18 protein-coding genes are annotated in these 19,158 nt (G+C 65.5%); 6 read left to right on the top strand and 12 right to left on the bottom strand.

The features are described 5' to 3' along the window. Positions 1 to 9: 9 nt before the first annotated feature. Positions 10 to 714, bottom strand: a complete 705-nt coding sequence (locus tag G9Q80_RS23050) for a winged helix-turn-helix domain-containing protein (protein ID WP_043141518.1) — start codon at positions 712 to 714, stop codon at positions 10 to 12. Continuing rightward, positions 689 to 1,009 (bottom strand): hypothetical protein, encoded by a 321-nt coding sequence (locus G9Q80_RS23045; RefSeq protein ID WP_246870571.1) that lies wholly within the window; start codon positions 1,007 to 1,009, stop codon positions 689 to 691. The genes G9Q80_RS23050 and G9Q80_RS23045 overlap by 26 nt, the downstream gene beginning before the upstream one ends. Positions 1,010 to 1,184: 175 nt before the next feature. On the opposite strand from G9Q80_RS23045, the gene G9Q80_RS23040 reads away from it, so the two are divergent. Continuing rightward, complete coding sequence (locus G9Q80_RS23040; protein WP_088715617.1) at positions 1,185 to 1,517, top strand: hypothetical protein; 333 nt, start codon at positions 1,185 to 1,187, stop codon at positions 1,515 to 1,517. Positions 1,518 to 1,598: 81 nt separating this feature from the next. Here G9Q80_RS23040 and G9Q80_RS23035 read toward each other — a convergent pair whose 3' ends face one another. Then, the gene (locus G9Q80_RS23035) at positions 1,599 to 2,084 is read right to left on the bottom strand and encodes an ureidoglycolate lyase (protein ID WP_088715618.1); all 486 of its coding nucleotides are present in this window, start codon (positions 2,082 to 2,084) and stop codon (positions 1,599 to 1,601) included. A 26-nt stretch (positions 2,085 to 2,110) separates the two neighbouring features. Next, positions 2,111 to 3,523 (bottom strand): allantoinase PuuE, encoded by a 1,413-nt coding sequence (puuE, locus tag G9Q80_RS23030; protein WP_088715619.1) that lies wholly within the window; start codon positions 3,521 to 3,523, stop codon positions 2,111 to 2,113. Positions 3,524 to 3,639: 116 nt separating this feature from the next. Between puuE and smpB the strand changes: the two genes are divergently transcribed. The 5 genes from smpB (at position 3,640) to G9Q80_RS23005 (ending at position 9,853) form a co-directional block, all read left to right on the top strand. Further along, on the top strand, positions 3,640 to 4,116 hold the full coding sequence (gene smpB / locus G9Q80_RS23025) for an SsrA-binding protein SmpB (RefSeq protein ID WP_043141528.1): 477 nt from the start codon (positions 3,640 to 3,642) through the stop codon (positions 4,114 to 4,116). Positions 4,117 to 4,225: 109 nt separating this feature from the next. Next, complete coding sequence (locus tag G9Q80_RS23020) at positions 4,226 to 4,516, top strand: hypothetical protein (RefSeq protein WP_172430871.1); 291 nt, start codon at positions 4,226 to 4,228, stop codon at positions 4,514 to 4,516. Positions 4,517 to 4,631: 115 nt separating this feature from the next. Further along, entirely contained in the window at positions 4,632 to 5,492 is an 861-nt protein-coding gene (gene sseA, locus G9Q80_RS23015; protein WP_043141533.1) for a 3-mercaptopyruvate sulfurtransferase, read from the top strand. Between the two features lie 12 nt (positions 5,493 to 5,504). Next, positions 5,505 to 6,689, top strand: a complete 1,185-nt coding sequence (locus G9Q80_RS23010; protein WP_088670205.1) for an amino acid aminotransferase — start codon at positions 5,505 to 5,507, stop codon at positions 6,687 to 6,689. A gap of 170 nt (positions 6,690 to 6,859) precedes the next feature. Then, positions 6,860 to 9,853 carry an error-prone DNA polymerase gene (locus G9Q80_RS23005; RefSeq protein WP_088715620.1) on the top strand — a complete coding sequence of 998 codons (2,994 nt, stop codon included), beginning with the start codon at positions 6,860 to 6,862 and terminating at the stop codon, positions 9,851 to 9,853. 24 nt (positions 9,854 to 9,877) lie between these two features. Here the strand turns inward: G9Q80_RS23005 and G9Q80_RS23000 are convergent, their stop codons facing one another. The 8 genes from G9Q80_RS23000 to G9Q80_RS22965 form a co-directional block, all read right to left on the bottom strand. Further along, positions 9,878 to 11,362 carry an inorganic phosphate transporter gene (locus G9Q80_RS23000; RefSeq protein WP_088715621.1) on the bottom strand — a complete coding sequence of 495 codons (1,485 nt, stop codon included), beginning with the start codon at positions 11,360 to 11,362 and terminating at the stop codon, positions 9,878 to 9,880. A gap of 72 nt (positions 11,363 to 11,434) precedes the next feature. Next, entirely contained in the window at positions 11,435 to 11,893 is a 459-nt protein-coding gene (locus G9Q80_RS22995) for an NUDIX hydrolase (protein ID WP_308421213.1), read from the bottom strand. A gap of 245 nt (positions 11,894 to 12,138) precedes the next feature. Next, positions 12,139 to 12,750, bottom strand: coding sequence for a class I SAM-dependent methyltransferase (locus G9Q80_RS22990; protein ID WP_088715622.1), 612 nt, complete (start codon positions 12,748 to 12,750; stop codon positions 12,139 to 12,141). A gap of 109 nt (positions 12,751 to 12,859) precedes the next feature. Beyond that, positions 12,860 to 13,366 carry a peptide-methionine (S)-S-oxide reductase MsrA gene (gene msrA / locus G9Q80_RS22985; protein ID WP_043141546.1) on the bottom strand — a complete coding sequence of 169 codons (507 nt, stop codon included), beginning with the start codon at positions 13,364 to 13,366 and terminating at the stop codon, positions 12,860 to 12,862. Continuing rightward, positions 13,363 to 13,812, bottom strand: a complete 450-nt coding sequence (gene msrB, locus G9Q80_RS22980) for a peptide-methionine (R)-S-oxide reductase MsrB (protein ID WP_043141550.1) — start codon at positions 13,810 to 13,812, stop codon at positions 13,363 to 13,365. Before msrB ends, msrA begins: the two co-directional genes overlap by 4 nt. Positions 13,813 to 14,014: 202 nt before the next feature. Continuing rightward, positions 14,015 to 15,064, bottom strand: a complete 1,050-nt coding sequence (queG, locus tag G9Q80_RS22975) for a tRNA epoxyqueuosine(34) reductase QueG (RefSeq protein ID WP_088715623.1) — start codon at positions 15,062 to 15,064, stop codon at positions 14,015 to 14,017. Between the two features lie 99 nt (positions 15,065 to 15,163). Next, the gene (gene fzlA / locus G9Q80_RS22970) at positions 15,164 to 15,829 is read right to left on the bottom strand and encodes an FtsZ-binding protein FzlA (RefSeq protein ID WP_069209385.1); all 666 of its coding nucleotides are present in this window, start codon (positions 15,827 to 15,829) and stop codon (positions 15,164 to 15,166) included. A 167-nt stretch (positions 15,830 to 15,996) separates the two neighbouring features. Further along, positions 15,997 to 19,059, bottom strand: coding sequence for an FG-GAP-like repeat-containing protein (locus G9Q80_RS22965; RefSeq protein WP_088715624.1), 3,063 nt, complete (start codon positions 19,057 to 19,059; stop codon positions 15,997 to 15,999). Positions 19,060 to 19,158: the final 99 nt, after the last annotated feature.

The raw sequence follows: 19,158 nt of genomic DNA, 5'->3' as shown, positions 1-19,158 counted from the left end.
CCGAGTGGTTCAGACGACCTCGATCACGCCCTTGTCGATGGCCAGCATATAGCCCCGGCGGGCGATGTTCTTGACCAGCAACTCGCTGACCATCTGGTTGCCGAGACCGTCGCGCAGCCGCTTGATCCGCGTCGCGCCCGAGGCCTCGTCGCAATCCGCCTCGGCCTTGCCAGAGATAACCGCCTCGATCTGGCTGCCGGTCAGCATCTCGTCGTCCAGCCGGGCTTCGGCCAGGACGGCCAGCGTTTCCATCATCGCATCGGTCAGCTTGAACCCCATCGTGTTCAGGTAGACGGTATTTTCCTCGCGCGAGATGATCAGGCTGGACACCTCGATGCCGGATCGTTCGATCTGGGCCATCCGCCGGTTGAGCGACACCAGCATCACCAGAAAGACCAGCGCCGCGACCAGCAGCGCGGCGGAAAAGACCAGCAGCACGAAGATCACGACGCGGTAGCTGGCCAGCGTGTCGGAAAAGGCGGTGCCGGACTGTGCCAGGATCTCCAGCAGCTTGACCTCGGCCTGGCTAGCAAGGTTGTCGTTTTCCAGGAAGATGCGTTCGACACGCGCGTTGAAGGCATTGCCGTCCGGCAGGGTCAGCAGCAGGACGGCCCCGGCCAGACCCAGGATGGTCACGATGGCGACAATGCCCAGCGTGACGATGCGGCTGCCAGAACGGCGGCTTTCGCTAGCGGTAATAGTGTTGCTTTGCAAATTCGAGTTCCGATGCGGTAGGGGGCGAATTGGTGACCTTGACGATGCCCAGAACGACCCATCCGCCCGATGAAATGCGCGACCGGACGGCGCGTTCCGGCGACGACGGGCAAGAACCCGAGCTGCGCACGATGCCGTAGTGCAGCCCGTATTTGGGCGTGTCGCGCTTGGCCTTGTAATGGATGTAGCAATCCGCCGCCGCGGCGCCGGGCATGGCCAGGGCGACAATGACGAGAGCAGCGGAAATCAGGCGGGCAAGGGTCGGGGACATGAGGATACGCCGGGTTTGGGACATGATCCCAAACTGCGCTGCCCGGTCGAGAAATTCAATAACGCGAAGGGCCTGGCAGGGCGGTTATCCAATATCCACGGGCTGATATTGAGCCGCCGGACAGGCCGGCAGGACGCTGGGGTCGGGAGTCGCTGACTTGACGCGGCTCCGACCCTTACCCGTGAGAGGAGAACACCTCATGTCTGCACGTCTCATCACATCCATCGTCGCTGCCGGTGCGCTGGCCCTGTCGCTGACCGCGGCCTCGCCGGCGCAGGCCCGCAACAACGACGACCTCAAGAGGTTCCTCGGCGCTGCCGTCGGACTCTACATTCTTGGCCAGGCGATCGAAAACCAACATCGTGGCCGGGTCGTGATTCAGCGTCAGCACAACGGGCACTGGAAGCATCGCCATCACAACGGCGGCAAGTGGAAAAAGCGGCACCACAACGGCGGCAAATGGAAACGCAACGGCGGCCATCACAACGGATGCCGCAACGGTTGGAACCGCCACGGCCAGCGTTGCTGGTAACGCCTCCGGCACCCAGGATCGAGCAGTCCCCGACCCGGGGGAGAGAGGGGTCTCTGCGGAGGCCCCTCTTTCGTTTGATGCTCAGGGCAGGACGATCTCGACCGGCAGGTCGAGCCTGACCTCTTCGAGGTTGGCGGTCTCCCCGATCCGGTCCACCACGGCAAAGAGGCCGGGCGCGGACAGAGGCGTCAGCACGCCATGCCAGGTGCCGCGATGGAAATTCACCCCCTGCCCGGGTCCGGCGAGGAAGGCGTGGATCGCGCCGGGCCTGTCGCCCGGTTCAGCCACGATGACCAGCCAGGGATTGCGGTGCATGGGCAGGAAGGCCTGGCTGCCATCCGGGTGGCGTTCGACCAGGTCGAGCAGGTAGGGCAGGGCGCGCGGCTCGGCATCGAACAGGCTGATGCCGGCCCGCCCGCCGGGACCGAAATCCAACTTCGCGATGTCATGGTGGCGGCCGCATTTTCCCGCGTTGATCAGCTTGTCGGGCGGTCCCATGACCTCCAGCACTTCGCCGAAAGGGGCAAAGGCGCTTTGCGTCAGCGGTCGTGCGATGATCTGAGGCATGTCCTTTCCTTTCGGTAGAGGGGGCGTCAGAGCAGGGCGTCGAGGCGCAGGCGTGCGATCCGTTCGACCTGGCGGCAGGCCTCGGTGAACTCCGTTTCGCTGTCATTGCCAAGGCGTCGTTCGAAAGCGGCGAGAATGCCCTGCTTGTCATGGTCGCGCACGGCGATGATGAAGGGGAACCCGTGCTTTTCGGTGTAGGCGTCATTGAGTTCTGAAAAGCGGGCGCGCTCCTCGTCGGTCAGGGCGTCAAGGCCCGCGCTGGCCTGTTCGGCCGTGCTTTCGGTGGTCAGGCGGCGCGCAGCGGCCAGTTTCCCGGCCAGATCAGGGTGGGCGCGCAGCACGCCCAGCCGTTCCTGTTCGGTGGCGCGGCGAAAGGCGCGGGCAAGCGCATTGGCCAGCCCGGCGGGGCGGTCGTGCGCCGGACCCAGTTCCAGATCCCAGGCGCGGTCCGCGACCCAGGGGCTGTGTTCGTAGATGCCCCCGAACCGGGTCACGAAGGTGTCGCGGTCCATCTGCGAGGGGCGCTCTGTCGTGATCGGCGGGTGGGTGGCGGCCCAGTGTTCGGCGATTTGCAGGCGGGTCGGGGTCCAGACACCCTCATGCGCGGCGATATGGGTGAGAAAGCGTTTCAGCCCGGCGATCTTGCCCGGGCGTCCGATGAGACGGCAGTGCAGGCCGACGCTCATCATCGCGGATTTCCCGGCCTCTCCCTCGGCATAAAGCGTGTCGAAGGCATCGCAGAGATATTGGCCAAAGTCCTGCCCCGTCACCCAGCCCGGCGCGCCGGCAAAGCGCATGTCGTTGGCCTCGAGCGTGTAGGGGATGACCAGCTGGGCACGCCCGCCGATTTCTTTCCAATAGGGCAGGTCGTCGTCGTATGTGTCCGAGATGTAGGCGAATTGCCCGGTCTCGGCAGTCAGCGCGACGGTGTTCATGGAACAGCGCCCGGTGTACCAGCCGCGCGGAGGCTCTCCGACGACCTCGGTGTGCAGGGCGATTGCCTCGGCGATCTGTTGACGTTCCTCCTCCTCGGGCATGTCGCGGTGTTCGATCCATTTCAGACCGTGGCTGGCGATTTCCCAGCCCGCCTCCTTCATGGCCTCGACCTGTTCGGGGGAGCGGGCCAGCGCCGTGGCGACGCCGTAGATCGTCAGCGGGATGCCCGCGCTGGTGAATAGGTCATGCAGGCGCCAGAATCCGGCGCGGGCGCCGTATTCATAGATCGATTCCATGTTCCAGTGGCGTTGTCCCGGCCAGGGCGCGGCGCCGGGAATGTCCGACAGGAACCCTTCGGACCCTGCATCGCCGTGCAGCAGGCAGTTCTCGCCGCCTTCCTCGTAGTTCAGGACGAATTGCACCGCGACCCGCGCGCCGCCGGGCCACTGCGGGTCGGGGCGGTGGGGGCCGTGGCCGATCATGTCGCGGGGGTAGCGGTTCATCTCTGCCTCTTGGTCTGGGTCTGTCACCTAGGCACTGCGACCGGCGCTGATTGTCAAGTCCGAGACCCGCCGCGGGTGGTGGACAGGCCCCGCGCCAGTGACTATCTAGGCGCATCATGGCCAAGAAACCCGACAGCAACCCGAACTACAAGGTGATCGCCGAGAACCGGCGCGCCCGTTTTGACTACGCGATCGAGGATGACCTCGAATGCGGCGTCGTGCTGAACGGGTCCGAGGTGAAATCCCTGCGCGAGAACACCTCGAACATCGCCGAGAGCTATGCGGCGGTTGAGGATGGCGAACTTTGGCTGGTGAACAGCTATATCGCGCCCTACGAGCGCGCGATGTTCGGGCACGAGGAGCGCCGGCGGCGCAAGCTCTTGTGTTCCAAGCGTGAATTGGCCCGGCTCTGGAACGAGACCCAGCGCAAGGGCATGACGCTGGTGCCCCTGGTGCTGTATTTCAACCACAAGGGTATCGCCAAGATCAAGATCGGCATCGCCAAGGGCAAGAAGAACGTCGACAAGCGCGAGACCGAGGCCAAGCGCGACTGGAACCGCCAAAAGCAGCGCCTGCTGAAGGAACGCGGCTGACCCCGACGGCGCGTGCGGGGAAAGCCTGCGCGCCATTCCCTTATCGCTGGCCTGCCCGGCCCGCTACCCAGTCCGCGCCCCTTGGTGGGGCGCAGGAAAGGGAGTGGACATGGAACTTTTCATTGCACTGATCTCGGGCGCGGTCGGCGGCAACCTTGCCGGCGGGCTGGTCAAGGGCATCAACCAAGGCACGCTGATCAACTCGATAGCGGGTATTGTCGGGGGTGGCCTGGGCAGTACCCTGCTGGGAATGCTGGGCGCGCCAGACGTGGCCGGGCAGGCCGGTGCTGTGGGCGGGCTGGATATCGGCACGATCATCGGCCAAGTTGCCAGCGGCGGTGTCGGCGGAGGTGTCGTTCTGGCCGTGGTCAGCGCGCTGCGTGGCATGATGTCGAAGTAATGCGCCGGTCTCCGGGGTGGCATTTCCTGCCCCGGAGGACAGATCGCGGCGCGACGCGCTTGCAAGCGGTGGCCCTCTTGCCTAAGCACACGGTAATGACCGCTGTGGGGGGCCCATGTTCGCCGACGATCCCAAAACGCTCGTTTCGACCGAGTGGCTGGCCAAACACCTGAACGATCCCGACCTGCGGATCCTGGATGCCAGCTGGTACTTGCCCGACATGGGCCGCGATGCCCGTGCCGAATACGACGCCGGACATATTCCCGGCGCCCGGTTTTTCGACATCGACGAAATTTCGGATGCGCGGTCGGACCTGCCGCACATGGCGCCGCCGCCGGAAAAGTTCATGTCGCGGATGCGCGCGATGGGCGTGGGCGACGGCCACCAGGTCGTGGTCTACGATGGCGCCGGGATCTTTTCCGCCGCCCGGGTCTGGTGGCTGTTCAAGTTGATGGGCAAAGATGACATCGCCGTGCTGGACGGCGGGTTCGCCAAGTGGCAGGCCGAGGGCCGCGAGATCGAGGACATGGATCCGATCGTCCGCGACCGGCACATGACCGTGCGCCGCCAGAACCACCTGGTGCGCGACGTGACCCAGGTGTCCGCCGCCGCCAAGCTGAAGAACACCGAGGTGATCGACGCCCGGTCGCCGTCGCGCTTTGCCGGCGAGGAACCCGAACCGCGCGAAGGCCTGCGGGCGGGGCATATCCCGGGGTCCAAAAATGTCCATTACCGCAGCCTCCTGACCGAAGACGGCACGTTGAAGGACGCAGATGCGCTGCGTGCGGTCTTCGTGGCGGCGGGCGTGGACCTGGCCAAGCCCGCGATCACCACCTGCGGGTCGGGTGTGACCGCCGCGATCCTGAGTCTTGCGATGGAACGCATCGGCAAGAGCGACCATTCGCTATATGACGGGTCCTGGGCGGAATGGGGCGCCTTCCCGACGCTGCCCGTCGCCACGGGACCCGCGGAATAACCGGAGACAGAGATGTTCGAGACGATCAAGGAACAACCCGCCGACAAGATCCTGATGCTGATGCAGGCCTTCCGCGAGGACCCGCGCGAGGACAAGATCGACCTTGGCGTCGGCGTCTACAAGGACGCCGATGGCAACACGCCGATCATGCGGGCGATCAAGGCCGCCGAAAAGCAGCTTTGGGAAGACGAACAGACCAAGGCCTATACCGGGCTTGCCGGCGATCCGGGTTTTGCCGACGTCATGGTGGCGCTGGTGCTGGGCGATGCGGTTGCGCGTGAGAACGTGGCCGCGGCGGCGACGCCGGGCGGCACAGGCGCGGTTCGCCAGGCCTTTGACATGGCGCGCATGGCCAACCCGAAAGTCCGCGTCTTTGTCAGCGATCCGACCTGGCCCAACCACCTGTCGATCCTCAAACACATGGGGATCGAGACGGTCATGTACCGCTATTTCGACAATGAAAGCGGCGGCGTGAACTTCGACGGCATGATGGCCGACCTCGCTCAGGCGGGCAAAGGCGACATCGTGCTGGTGCACGGCTGCTGTCACAACCCGACCGGCGCGAACCTGAACGCGACCGAGTGGAAGGCCCTGATCGACCTCCTGAACAAGACCGGCGCCACGCCGATGGTGGACCTGGCCTACCAGGGGTTCGGCGACGGGCTGGACGCGGATGCGCAAGCGGTGCGCATGGTGGCTTCGTCGGTGCCGGAATGCCTGATCGCGGCCTCCTGTTCGAAAAACTTCGGCATCTACCGCGAGCGCACCGGCCTGCTGATGGCCGTGGCGCAGGACGGCGGCGCGAAGACGCTGAACCAGGGCACGCTGAACTATCTCAACCGGCAGAACTTTTCATTCCCGCCGGACCACGGCGCGCGGCTGGTGACCTATGTCCTGAGCGACGATGCGCTGAAGGCCGAGTGGCAGGCGGAACTGGAAGAGATGCGCACCGGCATGCTGGCCCTGCGCGAGCAACTGGCGGGCGAATTGCAGCGCCTGTCGGGGTCGGACCGGTTCGGCTTTCTCGCGCAGCACCGCGGCATGTTTTCGCGCCTGGGTGCCACGCCTGAACAGGTCGAGACCCTGCGCCGCGATCACGGCGTCTACATGGTGGGCGATTCGCGCATGAACATCGCGGGTCTGAACGCGAAGACCGTGCCGCTGCTGGCCGAGGCCATCGTGAAATCCGGCGTCTGATCCAATTGAGCGGGCCCTTCGGGGCCCGCGCTTTGTATCTCGTCGGTCCGCCTCCGGCTCCCTCCTCGAGGTGCCTCCGGCGGGGAGTATTTCCGCCAAGAAGAAGCATGGGGTCCGGGCAGCGTTCTGTGGACTCGAAATGAGAACAAAGGGGGAATATATTGCCCCGCATGTTCGCCGAGCTTTGTATCACCTCGAACTTCTCCTTTCTCACCGGGGCCTCGCACCCGGAAGAGTACATGGAGCGTGCGGCACTTGCGGGGGTGTCTGTCATTGCCCTGGCGGATGTGAATTCTGTTGCGGGTATCGTGCGGGCGCATAGCGCGGGGCGCGAGATCGCGCGGCAGGTGGCGGAGCTGGAGCGGCTGGAGACAGAGGGCGGGGTGATCGGCCCGCCGGCGCCGCCCGGTCTGCCTGTGCCGCCGCGTGCGCCGGTGCGCAACGTGCCCCGGCTGATCCCGGCGGCGCGGTTGGTCTTTACCGAAGGTGTGGAGATGGTGGCGCTGGCGGGGTCGCGCGTGGGCTGGGGGCATTTGTGCCGGATGCTGAGCGCCGGCCGGCTGCGGGCGGAAAAAGGCGCCTGTCACCTGCACCTGTCGGATTTGCCGGAGGGCGTGGAGGGGCTGGAGTTCATCCTCCTGGCGCCGGACCGGGTTGGGGCGGGCTGGTGCGGCCATGTGGCGGCGCTGGTGCGGGGGCAGGGCGCGCGGATGCACCTGGCACTGGCGCCGCGCTATGATGGCGAGGATGCGCGCCGGTTCGACCGGCTGGCGGCGCTGGCGACGGAGCTGGGCCTGCCCACCGTGGCCACGGCGGCACCCGTCATGCACCACGGACGGCGGCGGCGGCTGGCGGATGTGCTGACGGCGATCCGCAGCGGGGTCCGCGTGGATCAACTAGGCCGGGCGGCGCTGGCCAACGGTGAACAGCGGCTGCGCTCGGAAGACGAGATGCGCCGCCTGCTGGGTCCACATGCGCAGGCGGTGGACCGGGCTGCCGCGCTGGCGGCGCGCTGCGCCTTCGACATCGCGTCCCTGCGGTACGAGTACCCGTCGGAGATCGCGCAGGGCGAGACCGCGCAGGCGCGGCTGGCGCGGTTGGCGCATGAGGGGCTGGCCTGGCGCTATCCGCAGGGGGCGCCGGAGAAGGTGCAGAAGATGCTGGCGCATGAGCTGGATCTGATCTCGCGGCTGAATTACGAGCCCTATTTCCTGACTGTCCGGGACATCGTCGCCTTTGCCCGGTCGCGCGGGATCCTCTGCCAGGGGCGCGGCTCCGCGGCCAATTCCATCACCTGCTATTGCCTGGGCGTGACCTCTGTCAGCCCCGAGGTGGGGACGATGGTATTCGAGCGTTTCGTGTCCGAGGCGCGGGACGAACCGCCCGATATCGATGTGGATTTCGAACACGAGCGCCGCGAGGAGGTGATCCAGCACATCTACGAGACCTACGGACGCCACCGCGCGGGTCTTTGTGCCACGGTGATCCATTACCGGGGCAAGCGCGCCATCCGCGAGGTCGGCGCCGCGATGGGGCTGAGCCAGGACACGATCGGGGCGCTGTCCTCGCAGCTTTGGGGGTTCTTTTCCGCGCAGGGGCTGGAACGGCAGCGCATGGCCGAGATCGGGCTGGACCCGGACGACCGCCGCCTGATGCTGACGATGGAGCTGATCTACGAGATCATCGGCTTTCCCCGTCACCTGAGCCAGCATGTCGGCGGCTTTGTCATCACCGAGGGGCGGCTGGATGAACTGGTGCCGGTGGAAAACGCCGCGATGGAGGGGCGGACCGTCATCTGCTGGGACAAGGATGACATCGACGCTCTGGGCATCCTCAAGGTCGATGTGCTCTCGCTCGGGATGTTGACCTGCATCCGCAAGGCCTTTGACCTGGTGGCGCGTCACCACGGGGCGCGGCACACGCTGGCCACCCTGCCGCCCGAGGATGGCGCGGTCTATGACATGCTGTGCAGGGCCGACAGCGTGGGCGTCTTCCAGGTCGAGAGCCGGGCACAGATGAATTTCCTGCCCCGGATGCGGCCGCGCACCTTCTATGACCTGGTGATCGAGGTGGCGATCATCCGCCCCGGCCCGATCCAGGGCGACATGGTGCACCCCTACATCCGCCGTCGCAACGGCGAGGAAAAGGTGCAATTCCCCTCGGACGAGTTGGGCGAGGTGCTGGGCAAGACGCTGGGCGTGCCGCTGTTCCAGGAACAGGCCATGCAGATCGCCATCACCGGCGCGGGCTTCACCCCGGAACAGGCGGACCGCCTGCGCCGCTCGCTGGCCACCTTCAAGAAACACGGCAATGTCAGCGAGTTTCGCAGCCTGTTCCTGCGGGGCATGGCGCAAAAGGGCTATGACCGGGCGTTTGCCGAACGCTGCTTTTCCCAGATCGAGGGGTTCGGATCCTATGGTTTTCCCGAGAGCCATGCCGCCAGCTTTGCGCTGCTGGTCTATGCCTCGGCCTGGCTGAAATGCCATCACCCGGGGATCTTTGCCTGCGCGCTGCTGAATGCGCAGCCGATGGGGTTCTATGCGCCCGCCCAGATCGTGCGCGATGCGCGCGAACACGGGGTGTTGGTGCGGCCGGTCTGCGTCAATGCCAGCTACTGGGACAATGTGATGGAACCGGACGGCAAGGGCGGGCTGGCGTTGCGGCTGGGCTTTCGCCAGATCAAGGGACTGGCCGAGGAAGAGGCCACCTGGCTGACCCATGCGCGGGGCAACGGCTACATGCAGGTGGCCGATGTCTGGCGCCGGGCCGGGTTGGCGCCCGCGGTGCTGGAACGGCTGGCCGAGGCGGATGCCTTTGCCGCCCTCGGCCTCTCCCGGCGCGAGGCGCTGTGGCAGGCCAAGGCGCTGAAGACGGGCGGGGAGCTGCCGCTCTTCTCGCGGGATCTGGACGGCGAGGCCATTGCCGAGGTGGCGGCTTGCCTGCCGCAGATGACGGAGGGCGAACAGGTGGTCGAGGATTACGTCGCCATGCGCCTGTCCCTGCGGGCGCATCCGGTGGCGCTGTTGCGGCACATCCTGACGCCCGGGGCGGGGCAGGGGGTGGCGCCTGCGACGGATCGAGGTCCGGCAGAGCTGCGCGCGGACCTGGCGCGCGCCAGGCCGCGCCACCCAAGGGACTTGCCCAGCCCGGTGAAACGGGAGTGACAGGGCCCTTGAGGGTGGAAAGGCTCAGCCGCTGATGCCCTGGATCACCAGGAACAGGCCCGCAGACAACGCCGCGGCGGCGGGCACGGTGATGACCCAGGCCGCCACGATGGTCATGAAGTGCGACCGCCGCACCAGCTTGCGGCGGCGGCGTTCCTCGGGCGCAAGGGCCGGCAGGCCGGTGATCGCGCTCTTGGATTTCCGCATCCGCCGCTCGGTGTCCCATTCGCGGAAGAACCCGACGCCAAAGACCCCGCCCACGGCGATATGGGTCGAGCTGACCGGCAGGCCCAGCCAGCTGGCCACGATCACCGTGATCGCCGCCGAAAGCGCCACGCAATAGGCCCTCATCGGGTTCAGCTTGGTGATCTGGTTGCCCACCATGCGGATCAGCTTCGGCCCGAAGAGGAACAGGCCAAAGGAAATCCCCAGCGCGCCGATCACCATGACCCACAGCGGGATTTCCACCGCGTGGGTGAAATCGCCGGTCGACGAGGCCTGCACGATGGCGGCCAGCGGGCCGACCGCGTTGGCCACGTCATTGGCCCCATGCGCAAAGCTGAGCAGCGCCGCCGAAACGATCAGCGGGATGCCGAACAGCACCTTGAGAGACTTGTTCCGGTTTTCCAGGTTGGCCGATTGCCTGCGGACCACCGGGATCATGATCAGCCAGGCGATCACGGCCACCCCGACGCCGATCATCAGGGCGCTGCCCAGCTCGATCTTGACGATCTTCTTGAGGCCCTTGACCGCAAGGTACGAGGCAAAGGCCCCTGCCATGATGCCGACGAGAACCGGCACCCATTTGCGCGCGGCGGCGATCTTGTCGTCGCGGTAGATGATGTTGGCCTTGATGAACCACAGGAACCCGGCGGCGATCAGCCCGCCCAGCAGGGGAGAGATCACCCAGCTGGCGGCAATGGCGCTCATCTGGCCCCAGCTGACGGCGGCAAAACCTGCCGCCGCGATCCCGGCGCCCATGACGCCGCCCACGACCGAATGCGTGGTCGAGACCGGCGCCCCGATCCATGTCGCCAGGTTCACCCAAAGCGCCGAGGCCAGCAGCGCCGCCATCATGGCAGAGATGAAAGCCCCGGAGGTGCCCAGGCTTTCCGGCGCGATGATGCCCTTGGCGATGGTCGATACCACGTCGCCCCCGGCCAGCAGGGCGCCGGCGCTTTCAAAGATCGCGGCGATCACGATGGCCGCGCCCATCGACATGGCATTGGCGCCCACGGCGGGCCCCATGTTGTTGGCCACATCGTTGGCACCGATGTTCAGCGCCATGTAGGCGCCAAAGGCGGCGGCCACGACAACGATGAAGGTGTTGTTGGTCTGCCCGAAGACAAGCGCCGCGACCAGTCCCGCGAACACCACGAAGATCAGCGCGATTCCAAAGCCCATCATCGGGCGGCTGACATAGGCCGTGGCCTGTTCCAGCGCCGAAAGCCGGCCCAGGTCGCGGTCAAGCGTCTCCAGGTGACTTGGATCCAGGTGTTCGTCCGACATGCATTTCCCCCCGTTTGGCCGGGGGGCCTATGTCAAATGCGGCCTCGGAGCAAGATCAACACGGTTGCAGGGTCAATTGTCCCCGAAATCGAGGAGAATTTGCCTCAGTCCCGGCTCGTCAACCATTCCTGCTGCCTCAGTTGGCGTGACCCAGCGGCGCACTCTTTCACGGGCTTCGGGGAACCGATCCTCCAGCGACCGGACCTCGACCGGAAAGACCAGCATCTCGACGGTGACCGGCAGGCCCGAATTCTTGATCTTGTCGTAGACATAGGTGCCGATGGGACGCTCTGCCGTCCGGCCCGGGCGCACCCCGGCTTCTTCCCAGGCTTCCACGACAGCGGCCTCGCTGGCGTTCTTGCCGCGCATCAGCCAGCCCTTGGGGATGACCCAGCGCCCGGTGCCGCGGCTGGTGATCAAAAGGACGCGTTTGTGACCGTCGTCGATGCGGTAACACAGGGCAGCCGTCTGCAACTGCCGGGGCCGTTGCAGCATCGGCAGCGCGAATTCCGCGCCGGTTTTCCTGATCAAGGAAAAGAGTTTCCTTATGATTCCGCCTCGAATGGTCGACCCTGCTGTCACGTAGTCCTGCCTCGTCCCGTTGCCCTATTGCCGAAAGATCGCGCACAATAGGCAACGGTTGGCCTTTACGCAAATACCCCTGATATCCGGTGACTGTCCTGTTTCCCGGCTCGACAGACTATCTGGGGTGCTCAGGGGCACAAGTCAAATCCCGTTCCCGTAACCGGATGCCCGGGTTGCAGGGAAATGCGCGGTCAGACCGCGCGGGCCACGACCAGCCAGTTGGGCAGCTTTTTCGGATAGCCTCCGCTTTCCACCACCTCGAAACCGGCCGCGCGCAGTTCGTCCTCGATCTGACCGGGCCGCAGCGAATGGACGGGGCCGGGCGCCTTGCCGACCTTCTGAAGCGCCCAGATCAGCGGCCGGAACCAGGGTTTGCCACCCAGGCAGGGCGTCTTGGAGATGAACAGCCCGCCCTCGGGCAACAGGCCGCGCACATGGGTCAGAACCGCCGCCCTGTCCGCGACTAGGTGCAAAAGGTTGAAGGCAAGCACCGCGTCGAAGGGCTGCCCGGCCCCGGCACTTTCCGCGGGAGCAGTGGCAAAGCTGACATTCGGCACCTGCGCGGCCTTTTCGTTCGCGATGCGTACCATCTCTCCAGAGACGTCGGTGCCCAGGATCTGCCCCGCATTCCCGGCCAGCTTCAGCGCCGTCGTGCCGGTACCACAGCCGATTTCCAGCACGGCCATGTCCGGACGCAGCCAATGCCGCACCCGGTCCAGCGTGGCCTCGTAGGCCTCGGTGTTGCCAATGGGCTGCTTGGCGTATTTCTCTGCAATCCCGTCCCAGAATGCCTCTGGTGTCATATCCGTTCTCCAATCTCCTGAGCTTTCCCGCATATAGGCGGAGGGCCGGAGAATAGGGATTGCCCAATGTGGCAAGGAAGCCATGCGCAAACGCATGGCTTCCCCGGTGTCATTCCGCTGCGTCGCGCTTGGGCAGCACCCAGTCGGCGCGCGGGAAATGGCAGGTATACCCGCCCGGATAACGTTGCAGGTAATCCTGGTGCTCGGGCTCCGCTTCCCAGAAATCGCCCACGGGTTCCACCTCGGTCACCACCTTTCCGGGCCAGAGCCCGCTGGCCTCGACGTCGGCGATGGTGTCCAGCGCGCATTGCCGCTGGTCCTCGTCGACATAGTAGATGGCCGAGCGATAGCTCATGCCCATGTCATTGCCCTGCCGGTTCAGCGTGGTCGGGTCGTGGATCTGGAAAAAGAACTCCAGCAGCTGCCGGTAGGAAATCTTTGCCGGATCGAACAGGATCTCGATCCCCTCGGCATGGGTGCCGTGGTTGCGATAGGTGGCATTGGCAACGTCACCGCCGGTATAGCCCACGCGGGTCTTCTCGACCCCGGGCAGCTTGCGGATCAGCTCTTCCATGCCCCAGAAACAGCCTCCGGCCAGAACAGCACGGTCTGTCATTCGATCTCCTCCACCTGGTCGATGTAATCAGAATAGCCCTCGGCCGCCATGTCGTCACGGTGGATGAACCGCAGCGAGGCCGAGTTGATGCAGTAGCGCAGGCCGCCCCGGTCCATCGGCCCGTCCGGGAAGACATGGCCTAGGTGGCTGTCCCCGTGGCGCGACCGCACCTCGGTCCGGATCATGCCATGCGTGGTGTCGCGCAGCTCGACGATATTGTCCGGCTCGATGGGTTTGACAAAGCTCGGCCAGCCGCAGCCCGATTCGTATTTCGCGGCGCTGGCGAACAGCGGCTCGCCCGAAACCACGTCCACGTAGATGCCCGGCTCTTTCATGTGCAAGTATTCGCCGGTCCCCGGGCGCTCTGTCCCGCTCTCCTGGGTGACGTGAAACTGCTCGGGCGTCAGGCTGTGGATAACCTCCGGTCTTCGTTCATATTTTGCCAAGTTGTTCTCCTCTCGGATCGGGTCCTGTCCTGTCCCTGCATAACATGGGTTTCATCGGCGCAAATCAAAGCCCGTTGTCACGGACCTCACGTTGCCTTGCGCGCCTCTTGCGCGAACCGGGTGTGGCTGCCATGTAACGGTCGAGTGACAAGCTCTTTCTCCCAAGAAACCGAGGTGTCGCTCCGGGCGCTGAGATGGCAGCTCAGCGCCCGTCCCCCTGTTCCGATCCCAGGCGCAGCACGGCCCAGCGGGCCGCGTCACGCACCGCCGGGTCCGCATCCTCGCAAAGCGACTGGACAACGGGTCTCAGCTCGGGCCGGCCAGAGTTGCCGATGGCATAACAGGTGTTCCGCACCATCCGGTCCCGCCCGATCCGCTTGATCGGAGAGCCGGAGAACCGCGCCCGGAACGCCGCGTCGTCCAGAACGGCCAGGTCCGCCAGCGGCGGCGCCAGCAGGTCCGGGCGCGCGTGGTACTTCACCTCTTCGGCGCGGCGGGCGAACTTGTTCCAGGGGCAGACCGCCAGGCAGTCGTCACAGCCGTAGATCCGATTTCCCAGCGCGGGCCGCAGCGCCTCGTCCACCGGCCCCTTGTGCTCGATGGTCAGGTAGGAAATGCAGCGCCGCGCGTCCAGCTGGTAAGGCGCGGGAAAAGCCTCGGTCGGGCAGATGTCCAGGCAGGCCCGGCACGATCCGCAGTGATCGCGCTCGGCCCCGTCCACCTCCAGCTCCAGCGTGGTAAACACACAGCCCAGGAACAGCCAGGATCCCAGCTCGCGGCTGACCAGGTTGGTATGCTTGCCCTGCCAGCCCAGCCCCGCCGCCTGCGCCAAGGGTTTTTCCGGCACCGGCGCGGTGTCGACAAAGACCTTCACCTCGCCGCCCGCCTCGGCGATCAGCCAGCGCGCCAGCCGCTTCAACCGCTTCTTGACCACGTCATGATAATCGCGGTGCTGGGCATAGACGCTGATCGCCGCCCGGTCGCGCCGATCCAACACCTCCAGCGGATCGTGCTCTGGGCCATAATTCTCACCCAGCATGATGACAGACCGCGCCTCGGGCCAGAGGACATCGGGCGCCCCGCGCCAGTGCACCCGATCCGCCAGCCAGTCCATCTGCCCGTGATAACCCCGGTCCAGGAAGGCGCGCAGCCTGCCCATCACCTCGGGCACGTCGCCGGGCCGGCAGATGCGCGCCTGGGCAAAGCCGATGGCCCGCGCTTCGTCCTTCAGGCGTTCGGTCAGTTCCCTCACGACTCCCCCTGCTTCTTCTTGGCAAAAATACTCCGGGGGAGTCCCGCAGGGACGGGGGCAGCGCCCCCACCGATCTTTCGCAGAAAGATCGCCTCGATTTCAGAAATCCAGGTCGGCATAATGGGCAGGCGGCGGGAACCCCGGCACCTGGTCGGCCAGGATGGCGCGGAAGGCCGGACGCGACTTGATCTTGGCATACCAGTCCTTGACCACGCTCGACCGGTTCCAGTCCACGTCCGAGATATAGTCCAGCGCCGACAGATGCGCGGCGGCGGCGAAATCGGCCAGGGTCATGTTGTCGCCTGCCAGCCAACGCCGGTGATCCAGCAGCCAGGCCATGTAGTCGAGGTGATACTTGATCGCCTTGGCCCCGGCCTTGACGTTTCCGCTGTCGGGGAACCCAGCCTTCATCACCTTCTTGTTGACCCGCTCGTACAGCAGTTTCGACGTGACCTCATTGTGGAACTTGTCGTCGAACCAGCCGACCAGGCGGCGCACCTCGTAGCGGGCGTCGGCGGACCGCGGCATCAGCGCCGGTTCGGGGTATTTCTCCTCGATCCATTCGCAGATCGCCGCCGACTCGGCCATGATCTTGCCGTCGATGCGCAGCACCGGCACCTTTGCCGCCGGGTTGCGGCGCATGAAATCCGGGTCTTTCTCCCAGTAACGCTCCTCGACCAATTCGCATTCGATCTTCTTCTCGGCGAGGCTGAGACGGACCTTGCGGCAAAAGGGCGAGAGGGGGACGTGGTAGAGCTTGGCCATGACCTTCCGATGCCTGAGGGGAACCCCCTCTACTTGCCGTGAAAGCGGGCCGGGTTCAACGGGGTTGATCCGGGCAGGGGCGGACGCACTCGGTAATCCGCCCATTCAAGGCGCCGGAACCCTGTCCCGGCAGTCGCGGGGCGGCCCGTTCAGGCCGCCCTCGTGCCTTATTCGGGGGCGGAACGGCGGATAAGGTACTGGGTCTCGGGCGCGAAATCGCCTTCGATCACCGTTTCGCCGCCATCGGCCCAGCGGACCGCGATGCGCACCGCCTTGTCCGCGTCGCCCAGCCCGAAATGCGCCACCGGCGCATCGAAGGACATGAAGCCGCCGCCAAGCTGGATCTCCTGCATCCGCGTCACGCCTTGCGAATCCGTCACCGTGACCTCGGCGCCGATGCCGTCGCGGTTGCCCTGCAGGTCCTCGAAACTCACCGTCAGCGCCTTGTTGTCCTGCGCGTTGTTGCGGAAGACCGCCAGCGGCCCGTTCACCGTGTAGGTCACGATGTCCAGGTCGCCGTCGCCGTCCATGTCGAACCGCGTCGCGGCGGCGGTCATCAGGTAATCCTCAAGCCCGAAGGGACCGGAGGATTCCACGAACCCCTTGCCGGTGTTGCGGAAGAACAGGTTCGACGGGCTGACCTCGTTCGGGACCCAGGTGCCGTTGACGATATAGACATCCTTCCAGCCGTCCTCGTCGAAATCGGCGATCTTGGTGTCCCAGCTCCAGCCGCCGATGTGCAGGCCCCAGTCCTTGGCCACATCCGCATAGCCGCCCGCGCCATCCGGCGTCAGCAGCACGTTGTAGTTCTTGATCTGCGGCAGGGCGGCGTCGGCCTCCTGCGCCTCGATCGGGCGCGGCGGCTTGAAGTGCACCACGCAGTAGGAATGCGCCTTGACCTGGTCTTTGGGGATCATGTCGCAGATCGCGGCATCCTTGCGCTGGATCGCCAGGTCCTTGATCAGCATGGCCTTGCATTCCACCTGGTCGCGCCCGGTCAGTTCCTGGCAGCGGCTGGCATAGGTCGGGTCAAAGCTGTTGCCCGATTTGTACCAGGTCTTGATCGCCATGTTCTTTTCGCAGGTCGCCCGCAGGTCATCGCGCTTGATGATCGCGCAATAGTGTTCCAGCGGCTGCATCTTGAGGATGTTGGACACGCCCGAGGACCGCCCGGCGATCTGCGCCAGGTAAAGTTCCGGTGCGCCGTCGTTCATCAGGTCCGCCGTCTTGATCGCCATCGTCGTGGTGGTCGTATGCGGCATGGTTCCGTCCTGGTAGGTCACGGCGCGGAACCCGCCTTTGCCGTCCCCCATGTAGAAATAGTCGGGGATCTCGAAGTCGTTGCCCAAAAGCAGGTCCTGGTCGCCATCCCGGTCAAGGTCTGTGAACAGCATCGACAGTGTCTCGCCGGGGATGCCGGGCAGCACGGTGTAGGATGTGCCCGTCAGCGCGCCGTCCTCGTTCCAGACCACGCGGTTGCGCGATTCCTCACCCGGGATACGGCGATACCAGCCTGCGGACCAGTTCCCCAGGCCCAGGTCCAGGTCGCCGTCGCGGTCGGCGTCGCCAAAGCTCAGCGCCATCGTCAAAAAGGTCCCCTCGGTGTTTTCCACCTTCTGCGGCGCACCGAACCCGTCGGGACCGTTCATCATGACGAAATTGCCGCCCCGGTAGGTCGCCAGGAAGAGGTCACGGAACCCATCGTTGTCGATATCCACGATCGCCGCGTTGAAGACCGGCGCATTGGCCAGTTCGCCCAGGTTGATCTCCATCGGGGTGAACTGGCCGCTCCCGTCATTGGCGAACAGTCGCAGGCCCACCTCGGTCGAGGCGACCGCCAGGTCGATGTCACCGTCATTGTCGATGTCGCCCGAGGCCAGGCTGCGGCCCTCCCAGAAGGGCGGCCACATGTCGGCCATCGTGAACTCGATCGGTTGATCCAGCCCGATTTCCCAACCTTCAAGCCGGGTAAAGCCCCGGTCGGCGGCGGGCGAGGGATCTGCAAAGGGGCGCGGCTCGACGATGATGCGGGGCGCGTCCTCGGTGGTCACGGTCCAAGGATCGCCCTCGGCGGCCTCGGCGGCCCAGAGCAGGCGCTGCGGTTCCTGGGCCTCGCTGGTCAGCAGGCGCAGTGCGCGGTCGGTCTGCCAGTCGTGGTAGTAATGCGCCCCGGCGCCTGCGAGGATGCCCAGCACGGCTATGCTGGCACCCAGCTGGACGGCGGCCCGCATGCCCACGGATTGCGCGACGATGAAGAAGGAATAGATGCTGAAGCTGCCCAGGGTGAACAGCAGTGCCATCACGTAGCCGTGGCTGAGCCCGACCCCCAACAGCGCCCCCGTGACAACCACGTCAAAGGCGATAGGCACCGGCAGAAAGACCCCGACAAGGCCGATCAGCACCAGCGCAACCAGGCTGAAGGCCAGTCCGGTGATCAGGTCCTGCGGCAGCAGCGTCGCGACCACGGCGCCCAGGATGCCTGCCAGCAACATCAGCGGCACGGTCATCTTGAAGATGTACCAAAGGTTCTTCAGGTAGCCAATGACCACGTCCTTGACGGCGTGGTGCACACCCGGCAGCGGGGCTGGCGGCACGGTGGCCACGCGCTGCGCCGGGGGCAGCTCGGTTTCCGGCAGATTTCGGCAGATCAGCGGCACGACCACGAGGATGACCAGCAGGCTGAGCGCGATCTTGGTCACGGCCATGTAGACCGGCAGCAGGCTGAACAGCATGGTCAGCACGACGACGTTCAGTGTCGGCGAGGCGATCATGGCCGACAGGGTCGTTTCCGCCCTCAGGCCCCCGGAATACATCCCCCGTGCGATCGGTGCGGCACAGTTCACGCAGACGCCCAGCGGCGTGCCGATGACCAGGCCCAGGGCGCTGTTGGCGAAACTTCCCTTGAAGCTCTTGCGCCGCACATAGGGCGCGGCGGTCAGAAAGGCGGCGGCAAAGAGCACGCCGAAGGTCATGCCCTTCTTGTTGGTGTTGATCCAGTTCAGCGTCGACCAGAACATCCGCTCCAGCACGGTCATGTCCTCGGTCAGGGCGAATTTCGCCTCGAAGCCCAGCGGGTCCTCCAACTGGATGGCGCCCGACATGATGGCCTTTTCCCCAAGCGCGGGGTAGCGCGATCCGGTCCAGAAGAGATAGGCCAGCACGACGACAATGGCCAATGCGAACCCCAGGCGCAGCCAGTCGGTGCGGGGGCTTTGGGTGTCCGAGATCATGTGTCCCTCTTGAATCCTGCCGACCTTCTGGCCGGTCTTTCACTTGGTGTTGCCGTGCCAGCCACAGGGCGTGGCCCGTGCACGGTGCATGCGGCGTGA

The organism is Mameliella sp. LZ-28, assembly GCF_012274245.1.
Lineage (GTDB): Bacteria > Pseudomonadota > Alphaproteobacteria > Rhodobacterales > Rhodobacteraceae > Antarctobacter > Antarctobacter albus.
Note: the sequence above shows the minus strand (reverse complement) of the source record. Positions and strands in the feature narration are given on the sequence as shown.